This window comes from Candidatus Pseudomonas phytovorans (assembly GCA_029202525.1).
Taxonomy (GTDB): domain Bacteria; phylum Pseudomonadota; class Gammaproteobacteria; order Pseudomonadales; family Pseudomonadaceae; genus Aquipseudomonas; species Aquipseudomonas phytovorans.
This window is the reverse complement of sequence record CP119325.1, coordinates 6,037,758-6,053,896: the sequence shown is the minus strand read 5'-3', so window position 1 is coordinate 6,053,896 and position 16,139 is coordinate 6,037,758. Positions and strand designations below refer to the sequence as shown.

The 16,139-nt window shown below is 58.1% G+C and carries 9 protein-coding genes, 2 tRNA genes and 3 rRNA genes; 13 read left to right on the top strand and 1 reads right to left on the bottom strand.

All coding sequences use genetic code 11. The features are described from left to right. Window positions 1-177: 177 nt before the first annotated feature. The 8 genes from P0Y58_26820 (at window position 178) to P0Y58_26785 (ending at window position 9,082) form a co-directional block, all read left to right on the top strand. Window positions 178-1,714, top strand: a 16S ribosomal RNA gene (locus P0Y58_26820). Between the two features lie 79 nt (window positions 1,715-1,793). After that, window positions 1,794-1,870 (top strand) — tRNA-Ile (locus P0Y58_26815). A 6-nt stretch (window positions 1,871-1,876) separates the two neighbouring features. Next, window positions 1,877-1,952, top strand: a tRNA-Ala gene (locus P0Y58_26810). A gap of 246 nt (window positions 1,953-2,198) precedes the next feature. Next, a 23S ribosomal RNA gene (locus P0Y58_26805) occupies window positions 2,199-5,091 on the top strand. 151 nt (window positions 5,092-5,242) lie between these two features. Then, window positions 5,243-5,358: ribosomal RNA gene (gene rrf, locus P0Y58_26800) — 5S ribosomal RNA — on the top strand. The 16S, 23S and 5S rRNA genes sit together here with 2 tRNA genes alongside, the layout of an rRNA operon. Window positions 5,359-5,519: 161 nt before the next feature. After that, window positions 5,520-6,179, top strand: coding sequence for a paraquat-inducible protein A (locus P0Y58_26795; GenBank protein WEK30452.1), 660 nt, complete (start codon window positions 5,520-5,522; stop codon window positions 6,177-6,179). Continuing rightward, window positions 6,166-6,789: a paraquat-inducible protein A gene (locus tag P0Y58_26790; protein ID WEK30451.1), complete on the top strand. Its 624-nt coding sequence runs from the start codon at window positions 6,166-6,168 to the stop codon at window positions 6,787-6,789. The genes P0Y58_26795 and P0Y58_26790 overlap by 14 nt, the downstream gene beginning before the upstream one ends. After that, on the top strand, window positions 6,782-9,082 hold the full coding sequence (locus P0Y58_26785) for an MlaD family protein (protein WEK30450.1): 2,301 nt from the start codon (window positions 6,782-6,784) through the stop codon (window positions 9,080-9,082). Before P0Y58_26790 ends, P0Y58_26785 begins: the two co-directional genes overlap by 8 nt. Before the next feature lie 150 nt (window positions 9,083-9,232). Here the strand turns inward: P0Y58_26785 and rpsT are convergent, their stop codons facing one another. Beyond that, entirely contained in the window at window positions 9,233-9,511 is a 279-nt protein-coding gene (gene rpsT / locus P0Y58_26780) for a 30S ribosomal protein S20 (GenBank protein ID WEK30449.1), read from the bottom strand. 250 nt (window positions 9,512-9,761) lie between these two features. Here rpsT and murJ point away from each other — a divergent pair, with 250 nt between their 5' ends. From murJ to fkpB, 5 genes are all read left to right on the top strand, one after another. Beyond that, a complete protein-coding gene (gene murJ, locus P0Y58_26775) occupies window positions 9,762-11,300 on the top strand; it encodes a murein biosynthesis integral membrane protein MurJ (protein WEK30448.1) in 1,539 nt (512 codons plus the stop codon). A 118-nt stretch (window positions 11,301-11,418) separates the two neighbouring features. After that, window positions 11,419-12,369 (top strand): bifunctional riboflavin kinase/FAD synthetase, encoded by a 951-nt coding sequence (ribF, locus tag P0Y58_26770; GenBank protein WEK30447.1) that lies wholly within the window; start codon window positions 11,419-11,421, stop codon window positions 12,367-12,369. Further along, on the top strand, window positions 12,366-15,197 hold the full coding sequence (gene ileS, locus P0Y58_26765; protein WEK30446.1) for an isoleucine--tRNA ligase: 2,832 nt from the start codon (window positions 12,366-12,368) through the stop codon (window positions 15,195-15,197). The genes ribF and ileS overlap by 4 nt, the downstream gene beginning before the upstream one ends. Beyond that, a complete protein-coding gene (gene lspA / locus P0Y58_26760) occupies window positions 15,190-15,705 on the top strand; it encodes a signal peptidase II (GenBank protein ID WEK30445.1) in 516 nt (171 codons plus the stop codon). Before ileS ends, lspA begins: the two co-directional genes overlap by 8 nt. Next, the gene (gene fkpB, locus P0Y58_26755; protein ID WEK30444.1) at window positions 15,698-16,135 is read left to right on the top strand and encodes an FKBP-type peptidyl-prolyl cis-trans isomerase; all 438 of its coding nucleotides are present in this window, start codon (window positions 15,698-15,700) and stop codon (window positions 16,133-16,135) included. Before lspA ends, fkpB begins: the two co-directional genes overlap by 8 nt. Window positions 16,136-16,139: the final 4 nt, after the last annotated feature.

Below are 16,139 nucleotides of genomic sequence, written 5' to 3'. Positions count from 1 at the left end.
AAGCTCTTAACCAAACGCTCTTTAACAAATTGAATCAAGCAATTCGTGTGGGTGCTTGTGAGTATGGACTGATAGTCAAAAAGATTATCAGCATCACAAGTGACCATGCGAGAAATCACATAGTCATTTGAGATTGCTGAGCCAAGTTTAGGGTTTCTTAAAAACCCAAGCAGTATTGAACTGAAGAGTTTGATCATGGCTCAGATTGAACGCTGGCGGCAGGCCTAACACATGCAAGTCGAGCGGATGAGAAGAGCTTGCTCTTCGATTCAGCGGCGGACGGGTGAGTAATGCCTAGGAATCTGCCTGATAGTGGGGGACAACGTTTCGAAAGGAACGCTAATACCGCATACGTCCTACGGGAGAAAGCAGGGGACCTTCGGGCCTTGCGCTATCAGATGAGCCTAGGTCGGATTAGCTAGTTGGTGAGGTAATGGCTCACCAAGGCGACGATCCGTAACTGGTCTGAGAGGATGATCAGTCACACTGGAACTGAGACACGGTCCAGACTCCTACGGGAGGCAGCAGTGGGGAATATTGGACAATGGGCGAAAGCCTGATCCAGCCATGCCGCGTGTGTGAAGAAGGTCTTCGGATTGTAAAGCACTTTAAGTTGGGAGGAAGGGCATTAACCTAATACGTTAGTGTTTTGACGTTACCGACAGAATAAGCACCGGCTAACTCTGTGCCAGCAGCCGCGGTAATACAGAGGGTGCAAGCGTTAATCGGAATTACTGGGCGTAAAGCGCGCGTAGGTGGTTTGTTAAGTTGAATGTGAAAGCCCCGGGCTCAACCTGGGAACTGCATCCAAAACTGGCAAGCTAGAGTACGGTAGAGGGTGGTGGAATTTCCTGTGTAGCGGTGAAATGCGTAGATATAGGAAGGAACACCAGTGGCGAAGGCGACCACCTGGACTGATACTGACACTGAGGTGCGAAAGCGTGGGGAGCAAACAGGATTAGATACCCTGGTAGTCCACGCCGTAAACGATGTCAACTAGCCGTTGGAATCCTTGAGATTTTAGTGGCGCAGCTAACGCATTAAGTTGACCGCCTGGGGAGTACGGCCGCAAGGTTAAAACTCAAATGAATTGACGGGGGCCCGCACAAGCGGTGGAGCATGTGGTTTAATTCGAAGCAACGCGAAGAACCTTACCAGGCCTTGACATGCAGAGAACTTTCCAGAGATGGATTGGTGCCTTCGGGAACTCTGACACAGGTGCTGCATGGCTGTCGTCAGCTCGTGTCGTGAGATGTTGGGTTAAGTCCCGTAACGAGCGCAACCCTTGTCCTTAGTTACCAGCACGTTATGGTGGGCACTCTAAGGAGACTGCCGGTGACAAACCGGAGGAAGGTGGGGATGACGTCAAGTCATCATGGCCCTTACGGCCTGGGCTACACACGTGCTACAATGGTCGGTACAGAGGGTTGCCAAGCCGCGAGGTGGAGCTAATCTCACAAAACCGATCGTAGTCCGGATCGCAGTCTGCAACTCGACTGCGTGAAGTCGGAATCGCTAGTAATCGCGAATCAGAATGTCGCGGTGAATACGTTCCCGGGCCTTGTACACACCGCCCGTCACACCATGGGAGTGGGTTGCACCAGAAGTAGCTAGTCTAACCTTCGGGAGGACGGTTACCACGGTGTGATTCATGACTGGGGTGAAGTCGTAACAAGGTAGCCGTAGGGGAACCTGCGGCTGGATCACCTCCTTAATCGACGACATCAGCCTGCTGATGAGCACCCACACGAATTGCTTGATTCAAGAAGTTGAAGACGATCAAGACCCTATATAGGTCTGTAGCTCAGTTGGTTAGAGCGCACCCCTGATAAGGGTGAGGTCGGCAGTTCAAATCTGCCCAGACCTACCAATATGCGGGGCCATAGCTCAGCTGGGAGAGCGCCTGCCTTGCACGCAGGAGGTCAGCGGTTCGATCCCGCTTGGCTCCACCACTTTCTGCGGTAACACGTTTAGCTTGATCAAACTCAGAAATGAGCATTCGCTTCGAATGTTGATTTCTGACTTTTGTCAGATCGTTCTTTAAAAATTCGGATATGTGATAGAAATAGACTGACATGCACTTTCACTGGTGTGTGATCAGGCTAAGGTAAAATTTGTGAGTTCTGCTCGAAAGAGCAACGTGCGAATTTTCGGCGAATGTCGTCTTCACAGTATAACCAGATTGCTTGGGGTTATATGGTCAAGTGAAGAAGCGCATACGGTGGATGCCTTGGCAGTCAGAGGCGATGAAAGACGTGGTAGCCTGCGATAAGCTTTGGGGAGTCGGCAAACAGACTGTGATCCAGAGATCTCTGAATGGGGGAACCCAGCCAGCATAAGCTGGTTATCTTGTACTGAATACATAGGTGCAAGAGGCGAACCAGGGGAACTGAAACATCTAAGTACCCTGAGGAAAAGAAATCAACCGAGATTCCCTTAGTAGTGGCGAGCGAACGGGGACCAGCCCTTAAGTTGGTTTGAGATTAGTGGAAGGCTCTGGAAAGTGCCGCCATAGTGGGTGATAGCCCCGTACACGAAAATCTCTTGTCAATGAAATCGAGTAGGACGGAGCACGAGAAACTTTGTCTGAATATGGGGGGACCATCCTCCAAGGCTAAATACTACTGACTGACCGATAGTGAACTAGTACCGTGAGGGAAAGGCGAAAAGAACCCCGGAGAGGGGAGTGAAATAGATCCTGAAACCGTATGCGTACAAGCAGTGGGAGCCTACTTTGTTAGGTGACTGCGTACCTTTTGTATAATGGGTCAGCGACTTATATTCAGTGGCGAGCTTAACCGAATAGGGGAGGCGTAGCGAAAGCGAGTGTTAATAGCGCGTTTAGTCGCTGGGTATAGACCCGAAACCGGGCGATCTATCCATGGGCAGGTTGAAGGTTGGGTAACACTAACTGGAGGACCGAACCGACTACCGTTGAAAAGTTAGCGGATGACCTGTGGATCGGAGTGAAAGGCTAATCAAGCTCGGAGATAGCTGGTTCTCCTCGAAAGCTATTTAGGTAGCGCCTCATGTATCACTGTAGGGGGTAGAGCACTGTTTCGGCTAGGGGGTCATCCCGACTTACCAAACCGATGCAAACTCCGAATACCTACAAGTGCCGAGCATGGGAGACACACGGCGGGTGCTAACGTCCGTCGTGAAAAGGGAAACAACCCAGACCGTCAGCTAAGGTCCCAAAGTCATGGTTAAGTGGGAAACGATGTGGGAAGGCTTAGACAGCTAGGAGGTTGGCTTAGAAGCAGCCACCCTTTAAAGAAAGCGTAATAGCTCACTAGTCGAGTCGGCCTGCGCGGAAGATGTAACGGGGCTCAAACCATGCACCGAAGCTACGGGTATCATCTTATGATGATGCGGTAGAGGAGCGTTCTGTAAGCCTGTGAAGGTGAGTTGAGAAGCTTGCTGGAGGTATCAGAAGTGCGAATGCTGACATGAGTAACGACAATGGGAGTGAAAAACTCCCACGCCGAAAGACCAAGGTTTCCTGCGCAACGTTAATCGACGCAGGGTTAGTCGGTCCCTAAGGCGAGGCTGAAAAGCGTAGTCGATGGAAAACAGGTTAATATTCCTGTACTTCCAGTTATTGCGATGGAGGGACGGAGAAGGTTAGGCCAGCCTGGCGTTGGTTGTCCAGGTTTAAGGTGGTAGGCTGGAATCTTAGGCAAATCCGGGATTTCAAGGCCGAGAGCTGATGACGAGTTGCCATTAGGCGACGAAGTGGTTGATACCATGCTTCCAAGAAAAGCTCCTAAGCTTCAGATAACTGGGAACCGTACCCCAAACCGACACAGGTGGTTAGGTAGAGAATACCAAGGCGCTTGAGAGAACTCGGGTGAAGGAACTAGGCAAAATGGCACCGTAACTTCGGGAGAAGGTGCGCCGGCGAAGGTGAAGGACTTGCTCCGTAAGCTTATGCCGGTCGAAGATACCAGGCCGCTGCGACTGTTTATTAAAAACACAGCACTCTGCAAACACGAAAGTGGACGTATAGGGTGTGACGCCTGCCCGGTGCCGGAAGGTTAATTGATGGGGTTAGCGCAAGCGAAGCTCTTGATCGAAGCCCCGGTAAACGGCGGCCGTAACTATAACGGTCCTAAGGTAGCGAAATTCCTTGTCGGGTAAGTTCCGACCTGCACGAATGGCGTAACGATGGCGGCGCTGTCTCCACCCGAGACTCAGTGAAATTGAAATCGCTGTGAAGATGCAGTGTATCCGCGGCTAGACGGAAAGACCCCGTGAACCTTTACTATAGCTTTGCACTGGACTTTGAATTTGCTTGTGTAGGATAGGTGGGAGGCTTTGAAGTGGGGACGCCAGTTCTCATGGAGCCATCCTTGAAATACCACCCTGGCAACTTTGAGGTTCTAACTCAGGTCCGTTATCCGGATCGAGGACAGTGTATGGTGGGTAGTTTGACTGGGGCGGTCTCCTCCCAAAGAGTAACGGAGGAGTACGAAGGTGCGCTCAGACCGGTCGGAAATCGGTCGTAGAGTATAAAGGCAAAAGCGCGCTTGACTGCGAGACACACACGTCGAGCAGGTACGAAAGTAGGTCTTAGTGATCCGGTGGTTCTGTATGGAAGGGCCATCGCTCAACGGATAAAAGGTACTCCGGGGATAACAGGCTGATACCGCCCAAGAGTTCATATCGACGGCGGTGTTTGGCACCTCGATGTCGGCTCATCACATCCTGGGGCTGAAGCCGGTCCCAAGGGTATGGCTGTTCGCCATTTAAAGTGGTACGCGAGCTGGGTTTAGAACGTCGTGAGACAGTTCGGTCCCTATCTGCCGTGGACGTTTGAGATTTGAGAGGGGCTGCTCCTAGTACGAGAGGACCGGAGTGGACGAACCTCTGGTGTTCCGGTTGTCACGCCAGTGGCATTGCCGGGTAGCTATGTTCGGAAGAGATAACCGCTGAAAGCATCTAAGCGGGAAACTTGCCTCAAGATGAGATCTCACTGGGATCTAGAATCCCCTGAAGGGCCGTCGAAGACTACGACGTTGATAGGTTGGGTGTGTAAGCGCTGTGAGGCGTTGAGCTAACCAATACTAATTGCCCGTGAGGCTTGACCATATAACACCCAAGCAATTTGTGCAGGCCTCTGAACAAGAAGCGCCAAATTGTGGTGGTGAAGACGAAAGAACCGAAAGTTCGAACGTACCCACAAATATCACATATCCGGATTCGCTGGGCTGTCCATCTGGACATTCTGGCTACAGAATTTCTTGACGACCATAGAGCATTGGAACCACCTGATCCCATCCCGAACTCAGTAGTGAAACGATGCATCGCCGATGGTAGTGTGGGGTTTCCCCATGTGAGAGTAGGTCATCGTCAAGATTCATTTCGCAAAACCCCTATCTGCGCATGCAGGTAGGGGTTTTGTCTTTGCGCGCCCGCTCCCACAGCGGAGGCTCCCGGAAGTTTCCGTGGCATTGTCGCCTCCCACAATCCGAGCCAGAACACTAGAATAGCCCCACGCACCTATTCAGAAGCGCTATATGCCCAACTCTGTCGAACCCGAAGCCCTGGCCCATTTGCCGTTGGACGAGCTTGTCGCCTGTCACGAATGCGACTTGCTGCTGCGCAAGCCGGTGCTCAAGCACGATGAAAAAGCCCAATGCCCACGCTGCGGCTACGAGCTCTATGCCCACCGGCACAATGTGGTTAACCGCAGCCTGGCCTTGGTACTGACCGCGCTGTTGTTGTTTGTACCTGCCAATTTTCTGCCGATCATGCAGCTGCACCTGCTTGGCCAGACTTCGGACGATACTGTCTGGAGCGGGGTACTGGGCCTGTACAATTCGCAGATGCGAGGTGTGGCGGTAGTCGTGTTCCTGTGCAGCATGGCTATACCCTTGGCAAAACTGCTCTGCCAGCTGGCGGTCTTGCTGAGTATTCGCTTCAACGTGGGGCGTAGCTTCGGCCTGCTGTTCTACCGCATCTATCACCACTTACGTGACTGGGGCATGCTCGAGGTCTATTTCATGGGGGTGCTGGTGGCCATCGTCAAACTGGTGGATCTGGCCGACCTGACCGTGGGCCTTGGGTTGTTCTGCTTCATCAGCCTTTTGTTGATCCAGGTATGGCTTGAAGTGGTGATGTCACCGCACCAGATCTGGAGTGCGCTATCGGGGGAGGATCTGCATGCGGGCGATTGATGCTGGCATTGTTGTCTGCAATGAATGTCACGAGTTGAACCGGCAGGATCCAGGCGGCACCTCACAAAACTGCACCCGTTGTGGCGCCATCGTGCATGCTCGCCGGCCCAACAGCATCGTGCGTACCTGGGCGCTGCTGATTGCTGCGTCGATCCTGTACATCCCGGCCAACCTGCTGCCGATCATGACCGTGAGCACACTCGGCCAAGGTAGCCCCGATACGATCATGTCTGGCGTCATCACCCTGCTCAAGCACGGCATGGTGCCCATTGCCGCCGTGGTGTTCATTGCCAGTATTCTGGTGCCCACGTTCAAGTTGGTGGGCATTGGCTTGCTGCTGTATTCCGTTCAGCGTCACCAGCCGCTTTCGGCGCGGCAACGGATATTGATGTACCGCTTCATCGAATTCATTGGGCGCTGGTCCATGCTTGATATCTTCGTCATCGCCATCCTGGTGGCGGTGGTGAATTTCGGCCGAATAGCCAGTGTCGAAGCCAATCTGGGCGCTGTCGCCTTCGCAACTGTGGTGATCCTTACAATGCTTGCCGCTTTAACTTTCGATCCCCGACTGATTTGGGATAACACGGAGTCGGATGACGACCATGAGTGACCTGCCAACGGCTAAAACCCGCCCAGCCTCGAACTGGTCGGCCATCTGGATCTTGCCCCTGATCGCCCTGATGATCGGTGGCTGGCTCGCGTGGCAGGCCTACAGCGCGGCCGGCGTGGAAATTGAAGTCCGCTTCGAGTCGGGTGAAGGCATCGTCGCCAACAAGACCGAAGTCATCTACAAGGGCATGCCGGTAGGCAAAGTGAAGAGCCTGGTGCTCGACGCCGAGGGCGATAAGCAAGGGGTGATCGCCACCATCGAAATGAACAAGGCCGCCGAGCCTCACCTGACCAAGGGCACGCGCTTCTGGCTGGTGAAGCCGAGTGTCAGCCTGGCGGGTATTACCGGCCTTGAAACCCTGGTGTCGGGTAACTATATCGCCGTCAGCCCTGGGGAAGGGGAGCGCACCAAGCGCTTCACCGCGTTGAAGGTGGCGCCACCGCTCTCGGATTCGGAGCCTGGCCTGCATTTGACCCTCAAGGCCGACAGGCTAGGTTCGCTCAACCGTGACAGCCCGATCTTCTACAAGCAGATCCAGGTTGGTCGGGTGAAAAGCTATCGCCTGTCCGAGGACCAGAGCACTGTCGAGATCAAGGTTTTCATCGAGCCGGCCTACGCCAGCCTGGTGCGCAAGCACACGCGTTTCTGGAACGCCAGCGGCGTCAGCATCGATGCTTCGCTGTCAGGTGTGAAAGTGCGCAGCGAGTCGCTGTCGAGCATCGTGGCCGGTGGTATCGCCTTCGCCACGCCGGAATACCGCAAGGACAGCCCGCCCACAGATCCGAGCTTGCCGTTTCGCCTGTATGAAGACTTCGACGCTGCCCAGGCTGGTATCCGGGTGAAGGTGAAGCTGAGCGACTACGAGGGCCTGCAGGCAGGCCGTACGCCGGTCATGTACAAGGGCATCCAGGTAGGCTCGCTGAAAACCCTGAAGATGGATGACAACCTGGCCAGTGCATCGGCCGAGCTGACCCTGGATCCGCTGACTGAGGACTATCTGGTCGAGGGCACGCAGTTCTGGGTGGTCAAACCGTCCATTTCACTGGCAGGTATCACCGGCCTGGAAGCGTTGGTCAAAGGCAACTACATCGCCATTCGCCCGGGTGAGAAGGGCGAGCGGCCCGAGCGTGAGTTCGAGGCCCGGGCCAAGGCGCCGCCGCTTGACCTCAAGGCCCCGGGCCTGCACATGGTTTTGTTTGCCGATACCCTGGGTTCGCTGGAAATCGGCAGCCCGGTCATGTACCGCCAGGTCAAGGTGGGTAGCGTGCAGAGCTACCAGTTTGCCCGTAACAGCAACCGCATCCTGATCGGTGTGCATATCGAGAAGGAATACGAGAAGCTGGTCAACGGTTCATCACGCTTCTGGAACGTCAGTGGCATTACCCTGACGGGCGGCCTGTCGGGCATCAAGATCAAGAGTGAGTCGCTGCAAACGCTGATGGCTGGCGGTATTGCCTTCGACACGCCACGGCCTGATGTGGCGCTGAAACGCCACATTCCGCGCTTCCGCTTGCATGACAGCCAGGAAGCGGTCAACCGCGCAGGTACGTTGATCACCGTCCGAGTAGAGCGTGCAGATGGCCTCAAGCCAGGCACGGCGATCCGCTTCCGTGGCCTGGATGTGGGCAGTATCGAAAGCGTCGACCTGACCGATGACTTGCAGGCTGTGCTGCTGCGGGCGCGCATCACCGAGGCGGCAGACCGCATTGCCCGCGCCGGTACGCAGTTCTGGGTGGTCAAGCCAGCCTTGGGCCTGGTGCGCACCGAGAACCTCGACACCCTGATTGGCGGGCAGTACCTGGAGGTGCAGCCGGCAGCCAAGGACCGTGGCCCGCAGCGCGACTTCACCGCCTTGGCCGATGCCCCGCAGGTGGCAGGGCCGGAGGTTGGCTTGCCATTGACGCTCAGTGCCCCGCGCCGCGGTTCGATAAAGCCGGGTGTGCCGGTGACTTACCGTGAGGTGGCGGTCGGCAAGGTGACAGGCTTCGAGTTGGGTCAGAGCGCTGACCGCGTGTTGATCCATATCCTCATCGAGCCGCGCTATGCGGCCTTGGTGCGCAGTGGCAGCCGCTTCTGGAACAGCAGTGGCTTCGGCTTCGACTGGGGGCTGTTCAAGGGGGCTACGGTGCGTACCGAGTCGGTGGAGACCCTGATCGATGGCGGTATCGCTTTTGCTACGCCGGACGGCGAGCAGATGGGCAACCCGGCACGGCCGCAGCAGACCTTTGCCCTGTTCGACAAGGCCGAGGATGAATGGCTGCAGTGGGCGCCGAAGATCCAGATCGCCAGGTAGGATGTCTGCAGGAGCGGGTTGACCCGCTCCTGCAGGTGTCAATTGATATGAATTGTGTCAATTAATCATAAATATTGGATCGAACGATTCCAATAAATTGCAGACAACAAAAAACCGACCCTAGGGTCGGTTTTTCGAATAGCGCGTCGCTTAGGCAGCTGCAGCTTCTTTCAGCGCCTTGATGTGGCCATTCAGACGGCCTTTGTGACGAGCAGCTTTGTTCTTGTGGATGATACCCTTGTCGGCCATACGGTCGATTACAGGTACAGCCAGAACGTAAGCAGCTTGTGCTTTTTCAGCGTCTTTTGCGTCAATGGCTTTAACTACATTCTTGATGTAGGTGCGGACCATGGAACGCAGGCTGGCGTTGTGGCTGCGACGCTTCTCAGCCTGTTTTGCACGTTTCTTGGCGGAAGGTGTGTTGGCCACCGTCGAGCTCCTCGAAAGACTTTAGGTAAATAGCAAACAAAATAGGCCGCGAATCATGCCGATCAGTAGACCGGTTGTCAAGGCCACCTGCAAGGTTCCGCCGAGCGGTGCGCCAACAAGAGGGAAAGATTCCTTTCTGCTGCGCGACCTGTACACTCGGGAATTTTTGGCTCCCCTGCGAAGGCGCGGGAGTATCGCACATTCGGACGCTGTCTGGCAGCGTCCTCTGCCCTTGGCGTGAATCTTTTCGATGAACCTGCTCAAATCCCTGGCTGCAGTAAGCTCGATCACCATGATTTCCCGGGTGCTGGGCTTCGTGCGTGACACCATCCTGGCTCGCATCTTTGGTGCCGGCGTTGCCACCGACGCCTTCTTCATTGCGTTCAAACTGCCCAACCTGCTGCGGCGCATTTTCGCCGAGGGTGCGTTTTCCCAGGCGTTTGTTCCGATTCTGGCTGAATACAAGACCCAGCAGGGTGAAGAGGCGACCCGTACCTTCATCGCTTATGTCAGCGGCCTGTTGACCCTGGTGCTTGCCGTGGTGACTGCCATCGGGATCCTGGCGGCGCCGTGGGTGGTGTGGGCAACGGCCCCGGGTTTTGTCGACAACGCGGAAAAGTACGAGCTCACCACTGCCCTGTTGCGGGTGACCTTTCCTTATATATTGCTGATCTCGCTGTCGTCCCTGGCCGGTGCGATCCTCAATACCTGGAACCGTTTCTCGGTACCGGCCTTCACGCCGACCCTGCTGAACGTGGCGATGATCGCCTTCGCCGTGTTGCTGACGCCGTACTTCAACCCGCCAATCATGGCCCTGGCCTGGGGCGTGCTGGCAGGTGGCCTGGCGCAGTTGCTGTACCAACTGCCAGCGTTGAAGAAAATCGGCATGCTTGTGCTACCGCGTCTGAATCTCAAGGACGCGGGGGTGTGGCGGGTACTCAAGCAGATGCTGCCGGCGATTCTCGGTGTGTCGGTGAGCCAGATTTCGCTGATCATCAACACCATCTTTGCCTCCTTCCTGGTGGCCGGCTCGGTGTCGTGGATGTACTACGCCGACCGCCTTATGGAGTTGCCCTCGGGCGTGCTGGGCGTGGCGCTGGGCACCATCCTGCTACCAACCTTGGCCAAGACCTACGCCAACAAGGACCGCGAGGAGTACTCGCGGATCCTCGACTGGGGCCTGCGCCTGTGCTTCCTGCTGGTATTGCCGTGCACCCTGGCGTTGGCCATTCTTGCCGAGCCGCTGACCGTTGCGCTCTTTCAATATGGCAAGTTCAGTGCGTTTGATGCGGCCATGACCCAGCGGGCGCTGATGGCCTATTCCGTAGGCTTGTTGGCGATCATTCTGGTCAAGGTGCTGGCACCCGGCTTCTATGCGCAGCAGAATATCCGTACGCCGGTGAAGATCGCGATTTTCACCCTGGCCTGTACCCAGCTGTTCAACCTTGCCCTGGTCGGCCCGCTTGCGCATGCCGGCCTGGCATTGGCGATCAGCCTCGGCGCCTGCCTGAATGCCGGCTTGCTGTTCTGGAAGCTGCGCAGCCAGCAGTTGTTCGAGCCGCAGCCAGGCTGGACAATGTTCCTGCTCAAGCTTGTCTTGGCAGTGGTACTGATGTCGGCCGTGCTGTTGGCGGGCATGCACTATATGCCGGCCTGGGAGCAGGGCGTCATGCTTGAGCGCTTCCTGCGGCTTGGCGCACTGATCCTGGCAGGCGTCGTGACATATTTCGGCTGCCTGTACCTGTGCGGCTTCCGGCCCCGGCACTTCGCCCGCAAGGCCCTGCACTGAGGCTTCGGGCGGGTCAGGCGTCGGTTTTTCGCATTCCACGCCGCCCTTGGGCGCTGCTGCCTGTCACCGGCGCCCGGGTGTGGTTATAATCGGCCACTTTATGAGCAAGAAGCGCGTTATGCAGCTGGTTCGAGGTCTTCACAACCTGCGCCCCGAGCACCGGGGCTGTGTCGCCACCATTGGCAACTTCGACGGGGTTCACCGCGGCCACCAGGCAATCCTGGCGCGCCTGCGCGAGCGCGGCCAGGCCTTGGGCCTGCCGACGTGCGTGGTGATCTTCGAACCGCAGCCACGCGAGTACTTCGCCCCCGAGACTGCGCCTGCGCGCCTGGCCCGCCTGCGCGACAAGGTCGAGCTGCTGGCTGCCGAGGGCATCGACCGGGTGTTGTGCCTGGCGTTCAATCAGCGCCTGAGCAAGCTCAGCGCCGATGCCTTCGTCGAGGCCATCCTGGTCGACGGCCTGGGCGTGCGCCACCTTGAAGTGGGCGATGACTTCCGCTTTGGCTGCGACCGCGCTGGCGACTTTGCCTTCCTGGTCGAGGCCGGCAAGCAGTATGGCTTCACTGTCGAGGCCGCCAACACGGTGATCCAGGACGGCTTGCGGGTCAGCAGCACAGAAGTGCGCAAGGCCCTGTCCGAAGGTGACTTCGAGCTGGCCGAGCATCTGCTGGGCCGCCCGTACAGCATCACTGGCCGCGTGCTGCATGGCCAGAAGCTGGCCCGCCAGCTGGGTACACCTACCGCCAACATCCAGCTCAAGCGCCGCCGCGTGCCGCTGTCCGGGGTTTACCTGGCCAGCATCGAGATCGACGGCAAGGCCTGGCCGGGTGTGGGCAATATAGGCGTGCGCCCCACCGTTGCCGGTGATGGGCGCCCGCACCTGGAGATTCATCTTCTGGATTTTGCCGGCGATCTGTATGGCCGGCGCCTGACGGTGGAATTCCACCACAAGCTGCGTGAAGAGCAGCGATTCGCCTCCCTGGAGGCGCTGAAGTCGGCGATCGATGCGGATATCGCCGCCGCACGTGCACATTGGCACGCTCAACCGCTAACCAAGAGCCTGAAATGACCGACTACAAAGCCACGCTTAACCTTCCGGACACCGCCTTCCCCATGAAGGCCGGCCTGCCTCAGCGCGAACCGCAGATCCTGCAGCGCTGGGACAGCATTGGCCTGTACCAGAAGCTGCGCGAAATTGGCAAGGATCGTCCCAAGTTCGTCCTGCACGACGGCCCGCCCTATGCCAACGGCAAGATTCACATCGGTCATGCGCTGAACAAGATTCTCAAGGACATGATCGTCCGTTCCAAGACCCTGTCCGGCTTCGACGCGCCGTATGTGCCGGGCTGGGATTGTCATGGCCTGCCGATCGAACACAAGGTCGAGGTTACCCACGGCAAGCACCTGTCGGCCGACCGTACCCGCGAGCTGTGCCGCGAATACGCCGCCGAGCAGATCGAAGGGCAGAAGACCGAGTTCATCCGCCTGGGCGTGCTGGGTGAGTGGGACAACCCGTACAAGACCATGAACTTCGCCAACGAGGCCGGTGAAATCCGCGCCCTGGCCGAGATGGTCAAGCAAGGCTTCGTGTTCAAGGGCCTCAAGCCTGTGAACTGGTGCTTCGATTGCGGTTCGGCCCTGGCTGAAGCGGAAGTCGAGTACGCCGACAAGAAGTCGCAGACCATCGATGTGGCCTTCCCGGTTGCCGACGAGGCCAAGCTGGCCGCAGCCTTCGGCCTGGATGCGCTGGCCAAACCGGCCGCCATCGTGATCTGGACAACCACCGCGTGGACCATCCCGGCCAACCAGGCGCTGAACATCCACCCCGAATTCAAGTACGCCCTGGTCGATACCGGTGAGCGTCTGCTGGTGCTGGCTGAAGAGCTGGTTGAGGCCTGCCTCAAGCGCTGGAACCTGGAAGGCTCGGTGATCGCCACCGCCCAGGGTTCGGCCCTGGAGCTGATCAACTTCCGCCACCCGTTCTACGACCGCCTGTCGCCGGTATACCTGGCCGACTACGTCGAACTCGGTGCCGGTACCGGTGTGGTTCACTCCGCCCCAGCCTACGGTGAAGACGACTTCGTCACGTGCAAACGCTACGGCATGGTCAACGACGACATCCTCACCCCGGTGCAGAGCAACGGCGTGTATGTCGAGTCGCTGGAGTTCTTCGGCGGCCAGTTCATCTGGAAGGCCAACCCGGCCATCGTCGAGAAGCTGAGCGAAGTCGGTGCGCTGATGCACACCGAAACCATCAGCCACAGCTACATGCACTGCTGGCGCCACAAGACCCCGCTCATCTACCGCGCTACCGCGCAGTGGTTCGTGGGTATGGACAAGCAGCCAAGCACTGGCGAGCCGCTGCGTGAGCGCGCTCTCAAAGCCATCGAAGAGACCAAGTTCGTGCCAGCCTGGGGCCAGGCGCGCCTGCATTCGATGATCGCCAACCGCCCTGACTGGTGCATCTCGCGTCAGCGTAACTGGGGTGTGCCGATCCCGTTCTTCCTGAACAAGCAGACTGGCGAGCTGCACCCCCGTACCGTCGAGCTGATGGAAGCGGTGGCCAAGCGCGTCGAACAAGAAGGTATCGAGGCCTGGTTCAAGCTGGATGCCGTCGAACTGCTGGGTGATGAAGCGGGCCAGTACGACAAGATTACCGACACCCTGGACGTGTGGTTCGACTCTGGCACCACCCACTGGCATGTGCTGCGCGGCTCGCACGACATCGGCCACGCCACCGGCCCGGTCGCCGACCTGTACCTGGAAGGCTCTGACCAGCACCGCGGCTGGTTCCACTCGTCGCTGCTCACCGGTTGCGCCATCGACAACCACGCGCCGTACCGCGAGCTGCTGACCCACGGCTTCACCGTGGACGAAAACGGCCGCAAGATGTCCAAGTCGCTGGGTAACACCATCGAGCCGGAAAAGGTCAACAACACCCTGGGTGCCGACATCCTGCGTCTGTGGGTTTCGGCCACTGACTATTCCGGTGAAATGGCGGTTTCCGAGCAGATCCTGCAGCGTAGCGCCGACGCCTACCGGCGTATCCGCAATACCGCGCGCTTCCTGCTGTCCAACCTGTCCGGCTTCGACCCGGCCCGCGACCTGCTGGCCCCGGAAGACATGCTGGCACTGGACCGCTGGGCCGTGGACCGTACCCTGCTGCTGCAACGCGAGCTGGAAGAGCACTACAGCGAGTACCGCTTCTGGAACGTCTACTCCAAGGTGCACAACTTCTGCGTGCAGGAGCTGGGCGGCTTCTACCTCGACATCATCAAGGACCGCCAGTACACCACCGGCGCCAACAGTGTCGCCCGCCGTTCCTGCCAGACCGCGCTGTACCACATCAGCGAAGCGCTGGTGCGCTGGATCGCACCGATCCTGGCGTTCACCGCTGACGAAATCTGGCAGTACCTGCCGGGCGAGCGCAACGAGTCGGTGATGCTGAACGGCTGGTATCAGGGCCTGAGCGAGCTGCCGGAAGGCACCGAGCTGGACCGCGCCTACTGGGACCGCGTGATGGCCGTGAAGGCATCGGTCAACAAAGAGCTGGAAAACCAGCGTACCGCCAAGGTCATCGGCGGCAACCTGCAGGCCGAAGTCACCCTGTACGCCGACGAAGGCCTGAGCGCCGACCTGGGCAAGCTGGGCGATGAGCTGCGCTTCGTGCTGATCACCTCGGCCGCCAGCGTGGTGCCGTTCGTACAGGCGCCGGCTGACGCCGTGGCCACCGAAGTCGAAGGCCTCAAGCTGAAAGTGGTCAAGTCCGGCCACGCCAAGTGCGGCCGTTGCTGGCACTTCCGCGCAGACGTTGGCAGCCACCCGGAGCACCCGGAAATCTGCAACCGTTGCGTCGACAACCTGACCGGCTCGGGCGAGGTGCGTCACTATGCCTAACCCGGCAGTGGGGCGCTTCGGGCGCCTTGCATGGCTTTGGCTGAGCTTGCTGGTACTGGTCCTCGACCAGGCCACCAAGCTGTATTTCAACAACGCCCTGACCATGTACCAGCAGATTGTGGTCATTCCTGACTACTTCAGCTGGACCCTGGCCTACAACACCGGCGCCGCGTTCAGCTTCCTTGCGGATGGCGCTGGCTGGCAGCGCTGGCTGTTCGCCCTGATCGCCGTGGTGGTCAGTGCCGTGCTGGTGGTGTGGCTCAAGCGCCTGGGGCGCAACGAGACCTGGCTGGCCGTGGCGCTGGCACTGGTGCTGGGTGGAGCGATTGGCAACCTGTACGATCGCATCGTGCTGGGCCATGTGGTCGACTTCATCCTGGTGCACTGGCAGAACCGCCATTACTTCCCGGCCTTCAACGTGGCCGATAGCGCCATCACCGTTGGTGCGGTGATGCTGGCGCTGGATATGTTCAAGAGCAAGAAGTCCGAGGATCCGGTCCATGACTGACACCCGTATCGGCCAGAACACCGAAGTCACCCTGCACTTCGCGCTGCACCTGGAAAACGGCGACACCGTCGACAGCACGTTCGACAAGGCCCCGGCCACCTTCAAGGTGGGCGATGGCAACTTGTTGCCGGGTTTCGAAAGTGCGCTGTTCGGCTTCAAGGCCGGTGACAAGCGCACTGTGGTAGTGGCCCCGGAGAACGCCTTCGGCCAGCCCAACCCGCAAAACGTACAAGTCATGCCGCGGTCCAACTTCGAGGGCATGGAGCTGTCCGACGGCCTGCTGATCATCTTCAACGATGCCGCCAACACCGAGCTGCCAGGTGTGGTCAAAGCGTTCGATGACGACCAGGTGACCATCGACTTCAATCACCCACTGGCTGGCAAGACCCTGACCTTCGAGGTGGAGATCCTCGAGGTGAAGGCCCTGTAAGCCT